A 20655-nucleotide genomic window follows, 5' to 3' on the forward strand; every position below is an offset into this window, starting at 1 on the left:
TCAATGCTTCACAATATACATAGTCCGACTGTACGCCACATCTTCAGGATTATTAATGGGATAACCTTTCAGCCACGGCTTGATTAATCGTCCATTGGTATATTGATAAATTGGTGCGATCGGTGCTTGCTCCATGAGGATTTTTTCTGCCGCGTTGTAATCGGCATTACGCGCTTTAACGGTATTTTCCGTCGATGCCTGGGCCAGAACTTTGTCATATGCCGGATTGTTAAAGCGTGAAATATTTCCTGAATGCGTTGACGTTAATAATGTCAGGAAAGTGGAGGGTTCATTATAATCCCCCACCCACGAGGCGCGGATAACATCAAAATTGCCGGTGTTACGGCTATCGATATAGGTTTTCCATTCCTGATTTTGCAATTTAACATCTACGCCAAGGTTCTTTTTCCACATCGATGCTACAGCAATCGCAATTTTTTGATGGTTTTCTGAAGTGTTATACAAAAGCGTCAGCGTCAGCGGTTTTTGCGGACCATAACCAGCTGCGCTCAACAAAGTTTTTGCCTGCGCATTCAGTTCTTCCTGACTCATTTGTTCAAACGGCGAAGGTTCCGGCGTAAATCCCGCGGTAACATCTGGTGTAAAATGCCACGCTGGCTTTTCGCCCGTCCCTAATACTTTTTCGGTCATCAGGCGGCGATCTATCGTCATACTTAATGCCAGACGAACGCGCTGATCTGCCGTCGGCCCTTTTTGCGTGTTAAACGCATAATAATAGGTCCCGAGCTGCGGCGGCGTATAAACCTGCCCCGGAATATCCTTCAACAGCTTCTGATACATATTTTTCGGGAAGGATTCGGTGATATCAATATCCCCCGCGAGGTAACGCTTAGTGGCTGCGGATTCCTGATTAATTGGCAGGAAGGTCACTTTTTGCAGTACCGTTTTGGCGTTATCCCAATAATGGGTATTCGGTACCACGACCAGTTTTTCATTGACTACGCGCTCTTTAAGAACATAAGCGCCATTGCCGATCAGATTTCCGGGTTTCGTCCACTCTTTACCGCTTTCTACGTTGGCTTTTTGCACCGGGAAGAAGGCAAAGTTAGCGGTTAAATTCACAAACCACGGCAACGGTTTATCAAGCTGAATTTTCAAAGTATGGGCATCAACTGCGGTGACGCCAAGCTGGTCAGGCGTAGCTTTACCATCAATAATCGCCTGTGCGTTGTTGATTCCCGCCAGCGCGGCAAACCATGCAAATGGCGACAATGTTTTTGGGTCCACCAGACGTTGCCAGCTGTAGACAAAATCTTGCGCCGTTACCGGTGTGCCATCCGCCCATTTTGCGTTATCGCGCAGGGTAAAAGTCCAGATACGGTTGTCATTACTTTTCCACTGAGTCGCAACGCCGGGGACAATCTCCCCTTTTTCGTTCTGATTCACCAGACCTTCAAACAGATCGCGAATGACCTGAATCTCTGGCAGGCCCACGGCTTTAGCGGGATCCAGCGACGCAGGCTCATCTTTAATGTGGCGCACCAGCTCCTGCTTCTCTGCCAGTACTGTGCCGCTCGGAACTTCTGCAGCATACGAAAGAGAAATGCTGCTGACCAACAGCGCACAACACGTGACTGAAACAGAGTGCTTCATAAGTTTCCCTCTAACCGACATTAAAATTGATGCGTAATTATTTGTTTCGCCTTAAAGAAATGCAAACAACTTCCATCAAAAAAGTGACAAAGGAAGCATCAAATGTTTTAAGTATCAATATATCAAATCAGATTTAGTGTAAATAATAGTCTCCAAAATGCGGTAAAGCACATAGAACTCCGAACACTACGTTCGGGCTTCGCACGTTCAAACCCGTTTTCGGTATCATAATCAGCATCTGTCGCCATTGTACGAAGAATAAAAAATGACCAAAACGTTGAAAGGAACTGAGAATACGTTAAGAGAAGAATTAAATTAATGTATCAGCAAGTAGTGCTAAACAGCACCTTTATACTTCAGCCTATCTATAAATAATGAGAATGCCGAGCCAGCATGTCGACGGTGTGGATAGTACAGGTGATAACCGGGTAAATCTGGTGTGAATTTATCCAAAACACGTATCAGTTTTTTTTCTTTAATAGCCCGCTCAACCTGATCATAAGGTAGATACGCCAATCCATGCCCATCAATTGCAGCATCAATGATCAGGTCTATCGTATTCAGTAAAAGCTGACCTTCCATGCGAACACGAACTTCACGTCCACCGCGTATTAATCTCCAGCGATTTGCTGTACCCGATGTGGGAAGATACAAATTAATTGCCTGATGATCTATTAATTGTGACACTGACGTTGGAACACTTCGGCGAGAAAAATAATCCGGTGAGCCAACAATAGCCATTGGTATATCTGGCCCGATTCGAATGGCGATCATATCTTTATCCATCTCCCCACCCAGACGGACGCCTGCATCAAAACGTTCAGAAACGACATCGGTCAAACCATAATCAATGGTGAGCTGAATATCAATTTCAGGATGCGATTTCAGGAATGTGCGCATTGCTGGTAACAATATCGTTTTTGCTGCATGTTCTACAGTAGTAATACGTATTGTCCCGGATGGGCGGTTCTGCAGATCGCTCAGGGATGCCATGGCTGAATCTATGTCATGCAACATAGGGCCAAGAACAGACAAAAGATGCTCGCCCGCTTCAGTTGGAACAACGCTGCGCGTGGTTCGCGTCAGAAGCCGCAATCCCAATCGTTCTTCTATACGACGCACTATCTGGCTTAAAGCTGACTGCGCCATGCTCAGGCGGGCTGCTGCACGAGTGAAGCTACGCTCCTCTGCAACGACGACAAACGCCATCAGATCAGCGATTTCTTCACGCTTCATTCAGTATCTCCATGCAATCTATTAATCATTTAAATGATAGGTCTAATCATGATTTTGGGTCTAATCAACTTAATGATCAATATCTATAGTGATATCACCAACCGTTAAAACGAACCGACAACTCCATGAGGAACGGAATGATGAATAATAAAGTCAGCTTCACTAACAGCAATAATCCAACCATCTCTTTGTCTGCAGTGATCTATTTCCCTCCAAAATTTGATGAAACCCGTCAGTATCAGGCAATTGTGTTATCTCACCCAGGTGGGGGCGTTAAAGAACAAACGGCCGGAACCTATGCCAAAAAACTGGCGGAAAAGGGATTTGTCACTATTGCTTATGACGCATCTTATCAAGGTGAAAGTGGCGGCGAGCCGCGTCAGTTAGAAAACCCATACATTCGTACTGAAGACATCAGTGCCGTGATTGATTACCTGACAACGCTTTCTTATGTCGACAATACCCGAATTGGTGCGATGGGAATTTGTGCCGGTGCAGGATATACAGCCAATGCTGCAATTCAGGATCGCCGCATCAAGGCCATCGGTACCGTTAGTGCGGTCAATATTGGTTCGATATTCCGTAATGGTTGGGAAAACAATGTGAAATCTATTGATGCCCTGCCATACGTTGAAGCGGGTTCAAACGCCAGAACCAGCGATATTAGCAGCGGAGAATACGCCATTATGCCACTGGCACCAATGAAGGAGTCCGATGCGCCGAACGAAGAACTGCGTCAGGCCTGGGAGTATTACCACACCCCTCGCGCGCAGTATCCAACAGCACCGGGTTACGCTACTTTGCGCAGCCTTAACCAGATTATTACCTATGATGCTTACCATATGGCGGAAGTGTACCTGACTCAGCCGACGCAGATTGTGGCGGGCAGCCAGGCAGGGAGCAAATGGATGAGTGACGACCTGTACGATCGAGCATCAAGCCAGGATAAACGCTATCACATTGTTGAAGGCGCAAACCATATGGATCTTTATGACGGCAAAGCCTATGTGGCTGAAGCAATTTCAGTATTAGCTCCGTTCTTTGAGGAAACTCTGTAATGAAACATATTCAAATCCGCAATAGTGATATGGCCTGGCATATTGCTGCCAATAATCTGGGATAATTTTCATGAAAAATGTACTGATTCTTGGTGCTGGCGGTCAGATAGCCCGCCATGTGATTAATCAACTGGCAGATAAGCAAACCATTAAACAAACTTTATTTGCCCGTCAGCCAGCAAAAATCCACAAACCCTATCCAACTAATAAAATGCAAACAACTTCCGGCAAAAAAGTGATACAAGATCGATGACATAGCGTTGAAGAAAAGGATTTGATAATCCGCAAAATTTGCACAACACTGCCTGTAATACTTCCTGAACCAGAGACGATCATGACCGTAACCCGCCCACGCGCCGAACGCGGCGCATTTCCGCCCGGAACAGAACATTACGGACGTTCATTATTGGGCGCGCCGTTAATCTGGTTTCCTGCCCCTGCAGCCAGCCGCGAAAGTGGTTTGATTCTGGCTGGCACTCACGGTGATGAAAACTCTTCGGTCGTCACGCTCTCCTGTGCTCTGCGGACGTTGACACCTTCTTTGCGCCGTCATCATGTGGTGCTGTGTGTGAATCCTGACGGCTGCCAGTTGGGGTTACGGGCCAATGCTAATGGTGTGGATTTAAACAGAAACTTTCCGGCGGCGAACTGGAAGGAAGGTGAAACCGTTTATCGCTGGAACAGCGCCGCTGAAGAACGCGATGTCGTATTACTGACAGGTGACAAACCTGGCTCCGAACCTGAAACCCAGGCGCTGTGCCAGCTTATACACCGCATTCAACCTGCCTGGGTGGTCTCATTCCACGATCCACTGGCCTGTATTGAAGATCCCAGACACAGCGAATTAGGCGAATGGCTGGCTCAGGCGTTTGAATTGCCTCTGGTAACCAGCGTCGGTTATGAAACGCCTGGCTCTTTCGGCAGTTGGTGTGCAGATCTGAACTTGCATTGCATCACCGCAGAGTTTCCGCCCATCTCCTCCGACGAAGCCAGCGAAAAATATCTCTTTGCGATGGCAAACTTGCTGCGCTGGCATCCTAAAGATGCAATTCGCCCGTCGTGAACTGAAGCGCCGGTTCCACATCTACCGCCAGCCAGGTCGGTCCGTCAAGATCGGCGAAACTGACCTGCGGCACCAGCGGTAAAGCGGCGCTAATGGCACGAGAGGTACACAACATGCAGCCCAGCATCAGACTGAAACCTTGTGCACGCGCTTCAGTCGCCAGCGCCAGCGCTTCCGTCAGACCCCCGGTTTTATCGAGCTTAATATTAACCATCTCATAGCGCCCTTTCAGCGCCTTCAAATTGCTACGAGTATGACAACTTTCATCAGCACAAATCGGCAACGGATGAATAAAATTCTCCAGCGCCGCATCGTCCTGCGCAGGAAGCGGTTGTTCAAGCATCGCAACGCCTAAATCCGCCAATAGCTGGCAACGCGCCGCCAACCCTTCTGCACGCCAGGATTCATTTGCATCAACGATCAGCGTCGCATCGGGCACAGCTGTGCGAATTGCCACCATCCGCTCACTGATAAGATGGTTATCCAGCTTCACTTTCAGTAATTTCGCGCCTGCCTGCCAGAGTGTTGATGCACTATTGGCCATCTGATCAGGCGTACCGATGACAACCGTCTGTGCAGTGATAACTGTCTCGGGAAGCGTTATGCCGATCAAATCAGCCAGCGATTGCTGCTGTCTTCGCGCGGCCAGATCCCACAATGCACAATCCAGCGCATTACGTGCTGCGCCGGCAGGGAGAATTTTTTGCAACTCCTCCCGTGTCAGCCCTTTCTCTAGTTGCGGCACGACGCTCATAATTTGCGCCATTACCGAGGCATCACTTTCCCCATAACGCGGATACGGCGTGCATTCGCCGGTGCCTTTAATACCCTCTTCTTCCAGTTCAACCACCACCACGCGCGCTTCACTGCGACTTCCCCGGGCAATCACAAACGGGGTATGTAAGGGCCAGGCTTCCTCGAATACCTTAACGGTTCTCATCTTTACTCCTTGTTGTCGCGGTGGTCTGCGGATTAAGCGCAAATAGCGTTTGCTGTGTTATTGACAGTTAGCATAAACTAGGTGTGACGTTAACTATATGTAAACAGGAAAGATAATCATGTCACAAACCGTTCATTTCCAGGGCAACCCGGTTACAGTCGCCAATTCCATCCCGCAGGCGGGTAGCAAAGCGCAGACTTTTACTCTCGTGGCAAAAGATCTGTCTGACGTCACCCTCGGTCAGTTTGCGGGTAAACGCAAAGTGCTGAACATTTTCCCGAGTATTGATACCGGTGTTTGCGCCGCATCAGTACGTAAGTTTAACCAACTGGCAACCGAGATCGACAACACCGTTGTGCTGTGTATCTCTGCCGATCTGCCGTTCGCCCAGTCTCGTTTCTGCGGCGCAGAAGGTCTGAACAACGTTATCACCCTCTCCACTTTCCGTAACGCTGAATTTCTGCAAGCCTACGGTGTGGCAATTGCTGATGGCCCACTGAAAGGTCTGGCAGCGCGTGCCGTTGTGGTTATTGACGAAAATGACAATGTGATTTTCAGCCAGCTGGTGGATGAAATCACCACCGAGCCGGATTACGAAGCAGCTCTGGCTGTACTGAAAGCATAATTTAATATGCCTGATGGTGTTGCACCATCAGGCATATTCGCGCTTACTCTTCGTTCTTCTTCTGACTCAGACCATATTCCCGCAACTTATTGGCAATCGCGGTATGTGAAACGCCGAGACGTTTTGCCAGTTTGCGCGTGCTGGGATAATTGCGATAAAGCTGGGTTAATACCGAGCGTTCAAAACGGCTGGTGATTTCGTCCAGCGAACCTTCCATCGCATCTTCGCCCACGGCTACCGTTGCGGCGTCATAATCCGGCAACAAAATATCCTGTGGACGCAGCTCATAACCGTCCAGTTGTGTCAGTGCGCGATAGATAGCGTTCTTTAACTGCCGCACATTTCCCGGCCACGCATAACGCGTAAGTACAGTATTCAGGTCAGCGGCCAGTTTCGGACGCGGCACGCCCTGCTCGTCGGCAAAGCGGGCGACGAACAGCTCAGTTAACGGCATGATGTCCTGCGGACAGTCACGTAGCGGCGGCAGATTGAGCGTCAACACGTTCAGACGATAATAGAGATCTTCACGGAACATGCCTTTTTGCACCAGTTCGACCAGATTCTTCTGCGTAGCGCAAATCACCCGCACATCGACATGCACCTCATGGTCTTCGCCAACCCGACGGAAAGTGCCATCATTAAGGAAACGCAGTAATTTCGCCTGCATCCGTGGTGACATTTCCCCTATTTCATCCAACAGCACCGAACCACCGTTCGCCTGCTCAAAGAATCCTTTCTTCCCTTCCGGAGCATGACCAAACAGTTCACTCTCGACCGCATCTTCCGGTATAGACGCACAGTTCAGCGCCAGGTAAGGTTTGCCCGCTCTGGGGCTTGCCTGATGGCAGGCGTAGGCAAAGAGATCTTTACCTGTACCTGTGTCACCCGTAATCAGCAGCGGCGCGCTTAGCATCGCCAGTTTCTGCGCCTGTTCGACAACATGCTTCATTTTCGGGCTGACGGCGACAATTTGACTGAAGGCGCTGACGTCCTGGGCGGCGACATTTTGCAACTGGCGGCCCATACGAATCGTTGATCGCAACATCACCACCGCACCGGTCAGGACGTGTTGATCATTTTCATCCTGAAGATAAACAGGCGTAATCTCCATCAGGAAATTCTGCCCATTAATAACGACATGCTCGTTATGCGAATCTTGCGGTTCGCTTTCCAGCCAACGTAAAAAATTAAAGCCGTTAATCAATTGTGCGGCGGTATGGTTGCGCAGGCGATCCAATTTTTGCCCAAAAAGCTGACAGCTCGCCGGGTTCGCCATATCCACTTTGCTTTTCATATCGACAGAGAGCACAGGTTCAGGCAACGCCTCCAGTAACGCGCTCAACGCCAGATGCTCACGTTCGGAAGGCATCCACGGGACAGTACGCACATCGGTAACACCCGCAATACGGCGTATTTCGGCCATCAGACTGCTGAAACTCTCAAACTCCAGTTCAGCAAAATTGAGGTAGATTCGCCCAATGGGATCAATCTCAATACCGCGTAAATCAATGCCTCTTAGCACGAGTAGATCGAGTAATTCGCGGGTCAGACCGAGTCGGTCTTCACAAAAGACTTCCAGACGCATGGGAACCTTCACCTGAAAAAAGAACAATTAATATGATGATATGACACTATTTGGATAGCAGGAAGGTTTCTGTCAACAATCATTGACACAAAGACGGAAAAACGGGCACTTCGGCGTAAAGATATCCGGTCAGCACCCGATATTGCATTATTTTTCGCTGGGCGTTTTGCCTTTTTGCAGCGTTTCTTTCACCTGACCGATAAGCTGACGACGGAAATCCCCGAGGCGAGGTTTGTCATCGTCAATCCACGGCAGCGGGCGGCAAAGCTCCATAGCTTTAATCCCGAGTCGTGCCGTCAGAAGTCCTGCACCAATCCCCTGAGCTGCGCGGGTAGACAAACGAGCAGCGAGATCTTGCGACATCCAGTCCATCCCCACTTCGCGCACCAGTTCGCTGGCTCCGGCAAAAGCGATATTCAGCAATACCAGCTTAAACAGACGCAAACGGCTGTAATACCCCAGTTCAATGCCATACAGCGTGGCGATGCGATTAATTAAACGCAGATTGCGCCAGGCGATAAACGCCATATCGACCAACGCCAGCGGGCTGACCGCAATCATCAACGTTGATTCCGCCGCCGAACGGCTGATTTCGCGCCGCGCCTGGGCATCTAAAACTGGCTGGACCAAATGCGCATACAGGCTGACCACTTCACGGTCGTTTTGCGTTTCATGGATTGAGGCATACCAGCGTTGCAGCGCCGGATGCGACTGATCAATACCCGCCTGCTGCGCCAGTTTTTCGCAAAATGCGCGGCCTTTGCCCGTGCCGTGGCTATGCAATAAATCACGCGCTTCGTCGCGTTCATGGGCGCGCTGTCGCAAGCGCCATAAGCGCCGCCACTCTGTTACCACAGAACCTACGCCAGCGCCGATAATCAATGCCCCAGCGGCACATCCACCCAGCGCCACCCAGTCCTGGGTTTGCCAGGCATTCATTGTCCACTGTACACCCTGCCCGACAACGCTTGCGCCAAACAGAGCCAGCCCGCCCATCACCATTTTGCGCCACAGGCTGCGTTTCGGACGTAACGCTGCGTCCATTACCGCTTCGACTTGCCCCTCTTCTTCCTGCGCTTCGTCGAGCGTGGCCGGGGCAAAATTTTGCGCCTGATTTTCGTCAAAGGTCTGCTGCGCCCTGAATTTAGGATTCTGATCGACCTCCAGAGGACCGTCGAAATCAATACGTGGTTTTAACGGTTCGGTCATCGCAATTTATCTCCTATTAAAAATTCCAGCGCAGCATCAAGACGAATATGCGGTAGTGGTTTGTCGACATCCATCACCTGCGGACGAAATGCCTCAAACTGGAAGCCTTGCTTATCCCAGAACGCCTGACCAGGCAAACGTGCGGGAACTTCGCCAGGATAAACAGTGAGCGGTGCGCCATCGCTAAGTCGATTACCACGCAGCGCCGGGATTTTCTCACCGTTAACATCAATAATGCCGCTGGTGGTCGCCTGAACTGACGCCAGCCCCAGGCAGTCCATGCTGATCCCTTCGAACGCCGCATTTTGCCAGGCATCCTGAATCAGTTGTTGCAGTAATGAAACCATATTAGCGTGCTGATCGATGGTCACATGGTCCGCTTTAGTAGCAGCAAACAATAGCTTATCGATAACCGGCGAAAACAAACGCCGGAACAGGGTACGCTGCCCGTAGTGAAAACTTTGCATCAGCTGCGTCAGTGCCAGACGCATATCATTAAATGCCTGTGGCCCACTGTTGAGAGGTTGCAGGCAATCCACCAGCACAATCTGGCGGTCAAAGCGCAGAAAATGATTCTTATAGAACCCCTTCACCACCTTCTCGCAGTAATAATTAAAGCGCTCGCGCAGCATTCCGGCATTGGTATGCTTATCGGCCTGCGCCAGTTTGGACTCGCCCCAGGTATCGACATCCGGCCACGGGAAGAATTGCAGCGCGGGCGCACCTGCCATATCTCCCGGCAAGACAAAGCGCCCAGGCTGAATAAAGTGCAGCCCCTGCTCTTTACAGTGGTGGAGATAATCGGTCCACGCGGCGGCAATGTCCGCCAGCCGGTTTTCGTCGGCAGGCGCTAGCGGGTCCAGCCCTTCGCTCATCATTCGCCATTTCGCCGACCATTCTCCGCGCTGACCATTGAGTAAGCCCGTCATCTGGCGCGACCAGCTTAAATAGTCCTGCGCCAGCATCGGCAGGTCGAGCAACCATTCGCCGGGATAATCCACAATTTCCAGATACAGCGTGGAGGTATCCTTAAAGTGGCGTAGCAGCGAATCATTCGATTTAAAACGTAGCGCCAGGCGGATTTCACTGACGCCGCGCGTTGGCGTTGGCCAGGCGGGTGGATCGCCATATAACTGCGCCAGCCCTTCGTCATAGGTGAAGCGCGGAATGCCAAAGTCACGCTGGGGAATGCGTTTCACGCCCAGCAGGCGCTCTTCACGCACCGCACTTAACAGCGGCAAACGTGCTCCGGCGTGAATATTAAGCAACTGATTAACCATCGCGGTGATAAACGCTGTTTTGCCGCTGCGGCTAAGTCCGGTTACAGCGAGGCGCAGATGTCTGTCGACACCCCGATTCACCAGCGCATTGAGTTCATTTTTAAGTCGCTTCATTGCTGTCCTGTGCTGCTCTGAAGACCAGAAAAAAAATCATTCGTAAGGATATGAATGTGGGGGCCAGGCCATTGATTATCAACTGCCCGTGTTGTCATCGACCGGCGAACTCCATAAGATGTGCAGCATTCACGTTCGGACGGAGTTCCTGACCTATGTCCCCTACTATTTATGATATTGCCAGGGTTGCAGGCGTATCAAAATCCACCGTATCACGCGTGCTGAATAAGCAAACTAATATCTCCCCGGAAGCGCGCGAAAAAGTGTTACGGGCCATTGAAGAATTACAGTATCAGCCAAACAAGCTGGCCCGCGCGCTGACCTCTTCGGGTTTTGATGCCATTATGGTGATTTCTACCCGTTCGACCAAAACTACGGCGGGTAATCCGTTTTTCTCTGAAGTTTTGCATGCCATCACCGCCAAAGCTGAAGAAGAAGGTTTCGACGTGATATTACAAACGTCGCACAATCCGGCAGAAGATCTGCAAAAATGCGAAAGCAAAATTAAGCAGAAAATGATTAAAGGCATTATTATGCTCAGTTCGCCAGCGGATGAGTCATTTTTTGCCCAACTCGATAAATATGATATTCCGGTGGTGGTGATTGGCAAAGTTGAAGGTCAATATGCCCATGTTTATTCTGTCGATACCGATAATTTTGGCGACAGCATTGCGTTGACCGATGCATTAATTGAAAGTGGGCATCAAAATATTGCCTGCCTGCATGCTCCGCTTGATGTCCATGTTTCGGTTGATCGCGTTAATGGTTATAAGCAGAGCCTGGCTGCGCATAATATTGCAGTGCGTGATGAATGGATTGTTGATGGCGGTTATACCCATGAAACTGCATTAAAAGCAGCACGGCAATTATTAAGCCAGTCACCGTTGCCTGAGGCGGTGTTTGCCACTGACAGCCTGAAATTAATGAGCATTTATCGTGCGGCAGCAGAGAAAAATATTGCTATTCCGCAGCAGTTAGCGGTGGTGGGTTATAGCAATGAAACGCTGTCATTTATTTTAACGCCTGCACCGGGCGGCATCGATGTTCCGACGCAGGAGTTAGGTCAACAAAGCTGCGAGTTATTATTCCGCTTAATTTCTGGAAAACCGTCACCACAGAATATTACCGTTGCCACGCATATGACGCTGAAATAAATACCAGCTACCTTGCCTGAATGCCGGATGCGATGCTAGCGCATCTTATCCGGCCTACATTTATAGATCGGATAAAGTACTCGCGCCGCATCCGGCAATTTAGCCCATTATCAGAACGAGTAATTTACGCCGACACCTGCATAATGGAATTTATCACTGTCGCCTTCGTCGTGATCCTGCCACTCAAACGCGTATTCCAGCGAAACGGAAAGTCCGTTCTGGAAATCATAACCGTAAAATAAACCTACACGGTTAAAATCATGGCCTTCACGTTCAATATCATCCTGCCAGTCCCAGTTACTCCAGCGATCCAGCCCAATGCGCGTATACGGCGTCACCGAGTGGTTGCCGAGCGTCAGCGGCAAATAGGCGCGAATTTCTTGCGTGGAAAACTCACCGTTATTGCGGCTGTCGTCCATATTGAAGCCGCGCTCGAGATAATAGTTCACTCGCAAGGCAACCGTTTCGTTGAAGGTATATTGCAGACCTGTTTCCGTTTCGACACGGGTATCAGCGTAACCGGTAGTGTTCAGATCGTTGGCAAATTTATACATCGACAACCAACCGTTGAAACGTAAATCGTCAGTCAGTTTCACATCCCAGTCTGGCGCGATTTTCCAGCGCTGCATATTCGCCGTGTCTTTACCCGGTTCATCAACGTAGTGATAACCATAATTACGGAAACCGCCGGTCAGGCCGAAACTGAAATCATCGTTTTCGAGGAACTGATAATGCACCTCCAGCTCCGGGCGATCAAACCACGTTCCACGTTTACCCGCGCTATAATCTACCGGCCCTTCCTGATAATAGGCCAGAGCAATTCTCCACGGCCCGTTGGCGGCATTAAAATAGACTGAAGGCTCCGCCAGCCCATCCATATCTTCGCCATAACCCTCGACGTTTTCTATTTCGTACATCGGGTGATGCTGCCAACTTACTGATTTAGTGTATGATGGTGTTTTTGAGGTGCTCCAGTGGCTTCTGTTTCTATCAGCTGTCCCTCCTGTTCAGCTACTGACGGGGTGGTGCGTAACGGCAAAAGCACCGCCGGACATCAGCGCTATCTCTGCTCTCACTGCCGTAAAACATGGCAACTGCAGTTCACTTACACCGCTTCTCAACCCGGTACGCACCAGAAAATCATTGATATGGCCATGAATGGCGTTGGATGCCGGGCAACAGCCCGCATTATGGGCGTTGGCCTCAACACGATTTTACGTCACTTAAAAAACTCAGGCCGCAGTCGGTAACCTCGCGCATACAGCCGGGCAGTGACGTCATCGTCTGCGCGGAAATGGACGAACAGTGGGGCTATGTCGGGGCTAAATCGCGCCAGCGCTGGCTGTTTTACGCGTATGACAGGCTCCGGAAGACGGTTGTTGCGCACGTATTCGGTGAACGCACTATGGCGACGCTGGGGCGTCTTATGAGCCTGCTGTCACCCTTTGACGTGGTGATATGGATGACGGATGGCTGGCCGCTGTATGAATCCCGCCTGAAGGGAAAGCTGCACGTAATCAGCAAGCGATATACGCAGCGAATTGAGCGGCATAACCTGAATCTGAGGCAGCACCTGGCACGGCTGGGACGGAAGTCGCTGTCGTTCTCAAAATCGGTGGAGCTGCATGACAAAGTCATCGGGCATTATCTGAACATAAAACACTATCAATAAGTTAGAGTCATTACCGTACATCGCGCCGATATTAAAGTGCCAGTCGTTCCTTTCCTCGGCCTGTGCGCAGGCCATTCCCGCACACATCACCAGTGCGGTACAGGGTAATAACTTTTTCATTATTGTTCCTTGTATTATCCTGGGGGAATGTCTTCCCCCTGTATTTAGCGAATTGCTATTTCCGTTTCTGCATCAAAGAAATGACATTTCGTCATATCAAAATGAATAGTGATATTTTCTCCTGCATGATAATCATTTAACGCACCAGCACGGACCACTAACTCGTGCCCCCCAACCGTGGTGTAGAGCATAAATTCCGCACCGGTTAATTCTGCCACGCTAATTTTGGCGGAAATGTTATTTTCCTCTTGCGCGTCCGGATGAATATCTTCCGGTCGTATTCCCATCACGATGGGCTTATGCAAACTTTCCTGTGTTTTCAGAACCGCTAATTTCTCTTCGGGAATGGTTAATTTAAGCGTTTCCGTAACGAATTTATCGCCATCGATCGTGCCGCGAATAAAATTCATCGCTGGTGATCCAATAAATCCGGAAACAAACATATTCGCGGGTTGGTTATAAACGGTTTTCGGCGCACCTACTTGCTGAACAATCCCGTCTTTCATAATCACAATCCGCGTCGCCATGGTCATCGCTTCGGTCTGATCGTGGGTCACGTAGATCATGGTGGTGTTCAGTTTCTGATGCAGCTTGCTGATCTCTGCGCGCATTTGCACGCGCAGCTTGGCATCAAGGTTAGAGAGCGGTTCATCCATTAAAAACACGCCCGCTTCGCGTACAATCGCCCGCCCAAGCGCCACTCGCTGACGTTGCCCGCCGGAAAGCGCCCCCGGCTTACGTTTCAGGTACTCACGCAGGCCGAGAATTTGCGCCGCCCAGTTCACCCGCTCATCAATCACCTCTTTGGCGATTTTTTGCATCTTCAGACCAAACGCCATGTTGTCGTAAACCGTCATATGCGGATACAACGCGTAGTTCTGGAACACCATCGCTATATTGCGTGCTTTGGCTGGAACGTCATTCATTCGTTTGCCGTCGATCAACAGATCGCCGCCGCTGATCTCCTCAAGCCCGGCAATCATGCGCAGGGTGGTCGACTTACCGCAGCCCGACGGGCCGACAAACACGATGAACTCTTTATCGGCAATTTCCAGGTTGAAGTCCTTCACCACATGCACCTGGTTATCGTAGATTTTTTGAATATGTTGTAACGAAAGCTGAGCCATGTTGATTCCTTTGCTATACGTTTTGCCAGAAGGCCGATAACCGCGGCCAGGTGAGTGATTCCGTTGAAGGCAACAGTAATTGCGCCCCGGTTAAGCCCGCGCCGATCCCCACCGAGCGCATACCGCTGGCGTTAATGGCGTCAATGCCCGCCTGCGCATCTTCAATGCCGATACATGCCTGCGGCGGCACGCCCAGCCCTGCACAGGCGGCGAGAAAGATTTCCGGGTCCGGTTTCGAGTTTTTAAGTTGGGAAGCATCCGCGCAGAAGGTGAAAAACTCGCGCAGCTCCAGCGCCGCTAAAATCGTCGGCGCATTCAGGGAGACAGAAGCCAGCCCAACCGAGATCTGCTGTGCACGGAGATCTGCCAGCAAAGAGCGAATGCCGGGTAGAACAGCGTTGACCGTCAACTCGCGTAGTGAGTGGACATAGAGCAGATTTTTGCGATACGCCAGTTGCGCCCTCTCCTGCGAGTTAAAGTCGCCCTCTTTGCCCCCGTGTTGCAGAATGCGCCGCAGAGACTCATCGCGGCTGATCCCTTTTAGGGATTCGTTAAACTGCGCATCAATGCTGATGCCAATTTCAGCGGCAATCTGCTGCCACGCCTGGAAATGCAGATGCGCGGTATCGGTGATTACACCATCCAGATCGAAAATTACCCCTTGCAGTTTCATTCATCCTCCTGATGTTTGGTAGCGGTCCCATTGAAGGGCAAAATAAAATCACCCAAACAGAAAACAGATTCTTCAGCCACGGTTATAAGCTGACCGTTCAAACGCAGTGAAACGGGCGCAGAAGTTCGAATCGCAATACGCTGCGCGTCAAGAGTGACCTGTAATTCGCAGCCCTGCCAGAACAGAGGGAAAGACAACTGTTGCCACTGCTCAGGTAACGCCGGATTGAGATGCAATTCACCGTCACGCACGCTCACCCCGGCAAAACCCTGAATCGCCCCCAGCCAGATAGCGCCAGTTGCGGCAGCATGGATACCATCATCACAACTATGCGGATCAGCACCAAGATCGATTTCAGTCCCCTCGCGCCAGAACTGATAACTTTGGGTCAGCAGGCCACAGCGTGCGGCAACAATGCCGTGGATTGCTTTACTTAATGACGAGTCGTGAATAGTGCGCGGTTCATAAAATTGCAGATTGGCAAGACACGATGCCGCTGAGAACTGCTCCGGCAGCATGTAATTGAGCATCACCACATCAGCTTGTTTGAGGATCTGCATCTCGTTCACTTCTGCGCGTGAATAATCCAGCAGTATGGTTTGCTTCCCCGCCGCCGCTTTGTATTTCGCCAGATTAATCGCCGGCTTAGCCATAAACGAATCATCCTGCGGCAAAACGCCGTCGGGCTGAATTTCTGGCATCCATAGCTCTTTGAGGAACATTTCGGCGCGATGGATAAACGCATCGTCGCTACAGCCGAACTGGCGGGCAATATTCAGCGCCTGTTGAACGTTGTAGCGGGCCATATAGCTGGTGTATGCATTATTATTGACATGTTCGGTATATTCGTCTGGCCCAATAACATCATGAATTTCCAGACGATCGTTAACTCTCACCGCGCGGCTAATCCAGAACTTTGCCGTCTCCAGAAGTAGCGCCATGCCTTCATGCGCAATGAAACTTTCATCCCCCGTGGTCTGCCAGTATTGAATAACCGCCCAGGCGATATCGGCCACCAGATGATGTTCCGCCTGCGCCGAGGCCACTTTTTGCCGCAGCCCGGTGCGAATGTTAATGGCGGCAAATTCCGGCGTCTCTTCTTCGCCGCTGCGCGCGCTTTCCCACGGAAATAGCGCGCCCTGCCAGCCGTTGCGTCGCGCTTTCTCCTGCGCGCCTGGCAAGTTGTGCCAGCGATAACGCAGTAAACTTCGGGCAACCGTCGGATCGCTAAACAGATGAAACGGTAACAAAAATACTTCTGTATCCCAGAAAACGTGGCCTTTGTAGCCTTCGCCGGTTAAGCCTTTTGCCGCAATGCTGCTGCGCTCGTCGTGGGCAGGCGTCATGATGCGCAGATGATAAAGCGCATAATCTAACGCTTGCTGATCGTGCGCTTCGCCGCCATTTACCGTGATACGACGTTTCTGCCACCATTGACGCCAGTTTTCTGTTGATGCTGCAAGAAGTTGGTCGTAACTCTGCTGCGCGCACATTTCAAGCTGGCGAAGCGACGCGCTGCCCCACTCGTCTAAAGCAGCTTGCCTGTCATCCCGCCAGTCGATCCACACCAGTTTTTGCAACGTCATTGTCTCGCCTGCATGAAGCTGCGCACTGGTATGTTGCAGTAAACGGCGCTCTTTGGCGGTATAGCATTGCTGCACATCACCGCTCACCTTACAGCAACAGCTGATGGCCACATCACTGCGTCCATCCTGGGTGGTGTAGCTCCCCTGCATCAGATGCTGACCAAACACCCGCACCTGGGTTTCGTCGAGATGTTGGCGACCGTGATTGGTTTGCGTGGCGTCAATGCCTGTTGAAATCAGCACTGACGCGTCGGCGTCCAGTGGCGTAATAGTGATTTCCAGCGCAATGAGCGGCAGTTGGTCTGCCGAAACAAAGCGACGGCTGGCGATGGTGTAACCTGAGCCGTTGCTGGTACGCCAGACAACATTGCGGCGTAATTCGCCACTGGCAAAGTCAAGCTCACGCTGCCAGGCTTCGTGGGATAACGAGAAAACCTCACCATTTATGGCAATCTCCATCCCCACGACATCAGGCAGGTTCACCAGTTCGTTGATTTCACCTTTTCCCGCCCGATGATACAGCCCCGCCAGATACATCCCTCGCGTCTGGCGCGTGTGATCTTCTTCATGGCTGGCGCGAAGCCCAAGATAGCCGTTCCCCTGCGCCATCAGCGATGCATACTTGTTCAGGGTATGCTGGCTGAAATGGGGTTCTGATAACGTTACTGGCCTGGTCATAATTCCACACGCGTCCCTGTTTCTGCGGATTGATACAACGCCGCCACCAGTTGCTGGATGATGTACCCCTGCTCGGCGTCGGCTATCATCACGGGCTTGCCCTGTACGTGATTGATAAAGGCTTCCATGCTGCGCAAATGGCGGTTGTCGTCTGCCATTTCCCGTTGCATCAGCGTCATTAATTCACCGTTGTTATCGGTGTAGATATGTGCTGGAAACAGCGTCGCACCAGCTTTATCACCACAAAAGCTGACGTTCATAATCGACTGTTCGCGGATGTTGAGTGCAAATGACGTTTCCAGCCACAGAATGCCGCCGTTATGAAATTCAATGGTGCCAAACAGCGAATCTTCGACGCTGTAAGTTGCCGGATCCCACTCACCAAATTGACCACAGCTCTTTTGCGTGCCGATCTTTTGAAAGCTATGCGCATTCACGCTTTTCACCGCCGGAAAGCCCAGCACATACATCGCAGCATCCAGCATATGAATGCCGATGTCGATCAGCGGGCCACCACCCTGCAGTTCTTTATTGGTAAAGACACCCCAGCCGGGAACGCCGCAGCGACGCAGGGCGCGGGCGGTGGTAACGTAAATCTCTCCCAAAACGCCGTTGGTCACCTGTTCACGCAGCTGTTGCGTATCGAGCGCAAAACGATGGTGAAAGTCGTAGGCCAGCACCTTGCCCAGTTTGCGCGCGGTATCGCACATTTCCCGCGCCTGTTCTGGCGTCATGGCGGGCGGTTTTTCGCACATCACATGGCAGCCCGCTTCCAGTGCCATCAGGGTATGTTCGTAATGAAAACGGTTAGGTGAGCAGACGCTAACCACATCAGGTTTCACCGCCAGCAGCATGGCCTGCGGATCGTCCCACACGGATGCATTCCCGTATTTTTCTGCCAGCGCCTGCGCCTGGGAAAGGCGGCTGTCACAGACAGCCACCAGTTCCAGATCGTTGCGGGTGCAGTAGTACGAAGCATGAACCTTATCCGCCACCTGGCCTGCGCCTATTATCGCGACCCGCAGCGGAGAGCTTGTCATTGCACTTTTCACAAAGACCTCTTAGCAGGTACGCAACCAGGCCAACGAATCACGGTACGCCTGGGCAGGATCTTCCGCCCGGATACGCCCTTCGTACACTACATAGCCCTGATAGTTATCCGCGCGCAGCTGTTCAAACAGCGCGTGGAAATCCAGGGTGCCGCTGCCCGGCTGGTAGCGATGGTTATCCGCAATATGCACATGACCGAGCAGGTCGCGGTTGTCATGCAGCGCCTGCGCCAGGTTATCTTCTTCGATATTCATGTGATAGAAATCGCCGATAATCTGTACATGTTTAAGATCGTTTTCGACGATGTAACGGCGGGCATCGGCGAGGGTGTTGATCATATGATCCTGATAGCGGTTTAACGGTTCGAGATACACCACGGTTCCGGTACGCGCGGCGACCTGTTCCAGTACGCGCAGGGAATCACTCACCATTTTGCGGTCGCCGTCCAGGCTACGCGGCGAGGTCATCGGCGGTAAGCGGAAGGTAAACATGCCCCACGCAGCCGGAACGACGATGCCTTTACCGCCCACTTCTGCCAGCGCTTCGAGAATGCGCTCGATCTGCTTTAAGCCATTAAGACGACGCTCTTCGATAAAGTCGCCAATCCATCCGTCATAGCCACCGCAGGCGGTGGTCACCGGTAAACCGGTTTCTTTGATCGCCGCTTTGACTTCTTCGATGTTGTTAACCAGCAGTTTGCCGTCAATCTCAAAACCATCGAAGCCCATCTCTTTGATATAACGAAATTTCTCCAGAATGTTTTCCGGAAAGAACGCCTGATTCTGTGTGCCGATTTTCATTTTTTTCATTCCTTTGAATTAAAACGTAACGCCCATTTTGATGCTCTGTTCCGGATGCTGGTCGACATACTGCATATAGCTTTCCGGGCTATTGGCAAAGGTCACCACCGGGTCGATTAAATCTTCGCAATTGAGATAACCGTTCATCAGCAGTTCCCAACAGGTTTCTTCAATACGCTTGCGGCTCCAGCGCGGATAATCCGGGTTCGGTTCGCTGCACACGCGAGAGAAGACAATTTTGGCGTTATTGAAATGCGCTTCGCGTCCGAGGTTAAAACCTTCGGCAAACGGCTTGGCAAACGCGACATAGGAGATGGTGCCGCCATAAGCCAGACCGCGGAGCGCCGATTGCAGCGCGTCGGCGTAGCCGCTGGTTTCGATAATCACATCGGCACCCTGCTTGCCGGTCAGCGTTTTGATCTCTTTACCTACATCAGTGCCGATGGGGTTAAGGCAGAAATCCGCGCCGTGGCGACGGGCAATATCACAGCGATGGGCGATAGGATCGACGCCAATCACCACAGAAGCGCCAGCGCGTTTAGCCAGTTGGATGGCAATTTGACCGATTGCGCCAAGCCCTACCACCACCACAAAATCCCCTACGCGCACGTTGGCATCGCGCACGCCGCTCATGGCAAACTGCGCCGGGTCGTAGCAGACGGCGTTTTTCCAGGAGCTGCCTTGCGGCATTTTGCGCAGCTTGTAGTTATTCACTGCGTTAATGATGACCGTCTCGGAGAGCGGGCCGTAGCCGCATACGCTGTCGCCCACCGCGTAGTCGGTAACGTCGCTGCCGCACTCGATAATGTCGCCAACCACCATGTTGCCAAGCTGGAATTTGCCAAACTCAATGCCGCGCGGCGCATCTGCCGGACGCGGAGTGAACATCTGCCATTCGCCGTTAAAGTCTTCATCAATAAACGGGCTGGCGGCGCGGAAGTCGACCACTTCCGTTCCGTGTTTCGGTGCGCCGAAACGCACGCGGATCTTCACTTCATTAGCTAAAATCGCCCGATCTTCATACTCAACCAGCGCAGCAACACGCGGTGCTGTGGCTACTAACTTTTTCAT

The 20655-nt window shown here is 51.3% G+C and carries 17 protein-coding genes and 3 pseudogenes; 6 read left to right on the forward strand and 14 right to left on the reverse strand.

All coding sequences use genetic code 11. The features are described from left to right. Positions 1 to 1614, reverse strand: a complete 1614-nt coding sequence (mppA, locus tag ACU8XX_RS13375) for a murein tripeptide ABC transporter substrate-binding protein MppA (RefSeq protein ID WP_240765174.1) — start codon at positions 1612 to 1614, stop codon at positions 1 to 3. A 336-nt stretch (positions 1615 to 1950) separates the two neighbouring features. After that, complete coding sequence (pgrR, locus tag ACU8XX_RS13380; RefSeq protein WP_000817708.1) at positions 1951 to 2850, reverse strand: DNA-binding transcriptional regulator PgrR; 900 nt, start codon at positions 2848 to 2850, stop codon at positions 1951 to 1953. Between the two features lie 137 nt (positions 2851 to 2987). Between pgrR and ACU8XX_RS13385 the strand changes: the two genes are divergently transcribed. The 3 genes and pseudogenes from ACU8XX_RS13385 (at position 2988) to mpaA (ending at position 4971) form a co-directional block, all read left to right on the forward strand. Beyond that, positions 2988 to 3908, forward strand: a complete 921-nt coding sequence (locus tag ACU8XX_RS13385) for an alpha/beta hydrolase (protein ID WP_001300523.1) — start codon at positions 2988 to 2990, stop codon at positions 3906 to 3908. A 70-nt stretch (positions 3909 to 3978) separates the two neighbouring features. After that, positions 3979 to 4116 (forward strand): annotated as a pseudogene (locus tag ACU8XX_RS13390) (NAD-dependent dehydratase); the annotation flags it as partial. Between the two features lie 126 nt (positions 4117 to 4242). After that, entirely contained in the window at positions 4243 to 4971 is a 729-nt protein-coding gene (mpaA, locus tag ACU8XX_RS13395) for a murein tripeptide amidase MpaA (protein ID WP_000219122.1), read from the forward strand. Here the strand turns inward: mpaA and ycjG are convergent. Then, on the reverse strand, positions 4946 to 5911 hold the full coding sequence (gene ycjG, locus ACU8XX_RS13400) for an L-Ala-D/L-Glu epimerase (protein WP_001261211.1): 966 nt from the start codon (positions 5909 to 5911) through the stop codon (positions 4946 to 4948). The two genes, mpaA and ycjG, sit on opposite strands and share 26 nt — an antisense overlap. Before the next feature lie 118 nt (positions 5912 to 6029). Here ycjG and tpx point away from each other — a divergent pair, with 118 nt between their 5' ends. Beyond that, the gene (tpx, locus tag ACU8XX_RS13405) at positions 6030 to 6536 is read left to right on the forward strand and encodes a thiol peroxidase (RefSeq protein ID WP_000084387.1); all 507 of its coding nucleotides are present in this window, start codon (positions 6030 to 6032) and stop codon (positions 6534 to 6536) included. Positions 6537 to 6579: 43 nt separating this feature from the next. Here the strand turns inward: tpx and tyrR are convergent, their stop codons facing one another. The 3 genes from tyrR to ACU8XX_RS13420 form a co-directional block, all read right to left on the reverse strand. Beyond that, positions 6580 to 8121, reverse strand: coding sequence for a transcriptional regulator TyrR (gene tyrR, locus ACU8XX_RS13410; protein WP_001300658.1), 1542 nt, complete (start codon positions 8119 to 8121; stop codon positions 6580 to 6582). A gap of 147 nt (positions 8122 to 8268) precedes the next feature. Further along, on the reverse strand, positions 8269 to 9330 hold the full coding sequence (locus tag ACU8XX_RS13415; protein ID WP_000138728.1) for a YcjF family protein: 1062 nt from the start codon (positions 9328 to 9330) through the stop codon (positions 8269 to 8271). Then, positions 9327 to 10724, reverse strand: coding sequence for a YcjX family GTP-binding protein (locus tag ACU8XX_RS13420; protein WP_000825775.1), 1398 nt, complete (start codon positions 10722 to 10724; stop codon positions 9327 to 9329). The genes ACU8XX_RS13415 and ACU8XX_RS13420 overlap by 4 nt, the downstream gene beginning before the upstream one ends. Before the next feature lie 155 nt (positions 10725 to 10879). Here ACU8XX_RS13420 and ACU8XX_RS13425 point away from each other — a divergent pair, with 155 nt between their 5' ends. Then, a complete protein-coding gene (locus ACU8XX_RS13425; protein ID WP_000075375.1) occupies positions 10880 to 11878 on the forward strand; it encodes a LacI family DNA-binding transcriptional regulator in 999 nt (332 codons plus the stop codon). A 110-nt stretch (positions 11879 to 11988) separates the two neighbouring features. Here the strand turns inward: ACU8XX_RS13425 and ompG are convergent. Then, a pseudogene (gene ompG, locus ACU8XX_RS13430) lies at positions 11989 to 12795 on the reverse strand (monomeric porin OmpG); the annotation flags it as partial. A 57-nt stretch (positions 12796 to 12852) separates the two neighbouring features. Here ompG and ACU8XX_RS13435 point away from each other — a divergent pair. Then, positions 12853 to 13550 (forward strand): IS1-like element IS1A family transposase gene (locus ACU8XX_RS13435; protein WP_103215986.1). Its coding sequence is split into 2 segments (ribosomal slippage): positions 12853 to 13102 and positions 13102 to 13550, totalling 699 coding nucleotides; the frame shifts between segments, so codons are not numbered across the junction. A gap of 15 nt (positions 13551 to 13565) precedes the next feature. On the opposite strand, the pseudogene ACU8XX_RS13440 reads toward ACU8XX_RS13435, so the two are convergent. The 7 genes and pseudogenes from ACU8XX_RS13440 to ACU8XX_RS13470 all read right to left on the reverse strand — a co-directional run. Further along, positions 13566 to 13670 (reverse strand): annotated as a pseudogene (locus tag ACU8XX_RS13440) (hypothetical protein); the annotation flags it as partial. A 44-nt stretch (positions 13671 to 13714) separates the two neighbouring features. Next, on the reverse strand, positions 13715 to 14797 hold the full coding sequence (locus ACU8XX_RS13445; protein ID WP_000057985.1) for an ABC transporter ATP-binding protein: 1083 nt from the start codon (positions 14795 to 14797) through the stop codon (positions 13715 to 13717). 13 nt (positions 14798 to 14810) lie between these two features. After that, positions 14811 to 15470, reverse strand: a complete 660-nt coding sequence (gene pgmB, locus ACU8XX_RS13450) for a beta-phosphoglucomutase (protein WP_000775794.1) — start codon at positions 15468 to 15470, stop codon at positions 14811 to 14813. Continuing rightward, complete coding sequence (ycjT, locus tag ACU8XX_RS13455) at positions 15467 to 17734, reverse strand: kojibiose phosphorylase (protein ID WP_097466532.1); 2268 nt, start codon at positions 17732 to 17734, stop codon at positions 15467 to 15469. The genes pgmB and ycjT overlap by 4 nt, the downstream gene beginning before the upstream one ends. Continuing rightward, on the reverse strand, positions 17731 to 18786 hold the full coding sequence (locus tag ACU8XX_RS13460; protein WP_001300711.1) for a Gfo/Idh/MocA family protein: 1056 nt from the start codon (positions 18784 to 18786) through the stop codon (positions 17731 to 17733). Before ACU8XX_RS13460 ends, ycjT begins: the two co-directional genes overlap by 4 nt. Before the next feature lie 9 nt (positions 18787 to 18795). Beyond that, a complete protein-coding gene (locus tag ACU8XX_RS13465; RefSeq protein ID WP_000690229.1) occupies positions 18796 to 19584 on the reverse strand; it encodes a sugar phosphate isomerase/epimerase family protein in 789 nt (262 codons plus the stop codon). A gap of 18 nt (positions 19585 to 19602) precedes the next feature. After that, the gene (locus ACU8XX_RS13470; RefSeq protein ID WP_124791206.1) at positions 19603 to 20655 is read right to left on the reverse strand and encodes a zinc-dependent alcohol dehydrogenase; all 1053 of its coding nucleotides are present in this window, start codon (positions 20653 to 20655) and stop codon (positions 19603 to 19605) included.

The sequence above is a fragment of the Escherichia sp. MAL-1 genome (assembly GCF_052948035.1).

Bases quoted from the DNA above. Each gene is read 5' to 3' on its own strand.
- ycjG (WP_001261211.1), bottom strand. From the start codon at position 5,911: ATGAGAACCGTTAAGGTATTCGAGGAAGCCTGGCCCTTACATACCCCG.
- mpaA (WP_000219122.1), top strand. From the start codon at position 4,243: ATGACCGTAACCCGCCCACGCGCCGAACGCGGCGCATTTCCGCCCGGA.
- tyrR (WP_001300658.1), bottom strand. From the start codon at position 8,121: ATGCGTCTGGAAGTCTTTTGTGAAGACCGACTCGGTCTGACCCGCGAA.
- ACU8XX_RS13445 (WP_000057985.1), bottom strand. From the start codon at position 14,797: ATGGCTCAGCTTTCGTTACAACATATTCAAAAAATCTACGATAACCAG.
- ACU8XX_RS13425 (WP_000075375.1), top strand. From the start codon at position 10,880: ATGTCCCCTACTATTTATGATATTGCCAGGGTTGCAGGCGTATCAAAA.
- pgmB (WP_000775794.1), bottom strand. From the start codon at position 15,470: ATGAAACTGCAAGGGGTAATTTTCGATCTGGATGGTGTAATCACCGAT.
- pgrR (WP_000817708.1), bottom strand. From the start codon at position 2,850: ATGAAGCGTGAAGAAATCGCTGATCTGATGGCGTTTGTCGTCGTTGCA.
- ycjT (WP_097466532.1), bottom strand. From the start codon at position 17,734: ATGACCAGGCCAGTAACGTTATCAGAACCCCATTTCAGCCAGCATACC.
- ACU8XX_RS13465 (WP_000690229.1), bottom strand. From the start codon at position 19,584: ATGAAAATCGGCACACAGAATCAGGCGTTCTTTCCGGAAAACATTCTG.
- ACU8XX_RS13420 (WP_000825775.1), bottom strand. From the start codon at position 10,724: ATGAAGCGACTTAAAAATGAACTCAATGCGCTGGTGAATCGGGGTGTC.
- mppA (WP_240765174.1), bottom strand. From the start codon at position 1,614: ATGAAGCACTCTGTTTCAGTCACGTGTTGTGCGCTGTTGGTCAGCAGC.
- tpx (WP_000084387.1), top strand. From the start codon at position 6,030: ATGTCACAAACCGTTCATTTCCAGGGCAACCCGGTTACAGTCGCCAAT.
- ACU8XX_RS13415 (WP_000138728.1), bottom strand. From the start codon at position 9,330: ATGACCGAACCGTTAAAACCACGTATTGATTTCGACGGTCCTCTGGAG.
- ACU8XX_RS13470 (WP_124791206.1), bottom strand. From the start codon at position 20,655: ATGAAAAAGTTAGTAGCCACAGCACCGCGTGTTGCTGCGCTGGTTGAG.
- ACU8XX_RS13385 (WP_001300523.1), top strand. From the start codon at position 2,988: ATGATGAATAATAAAGTCAGCTTCACTAACAGCAATAATCCAACCATC.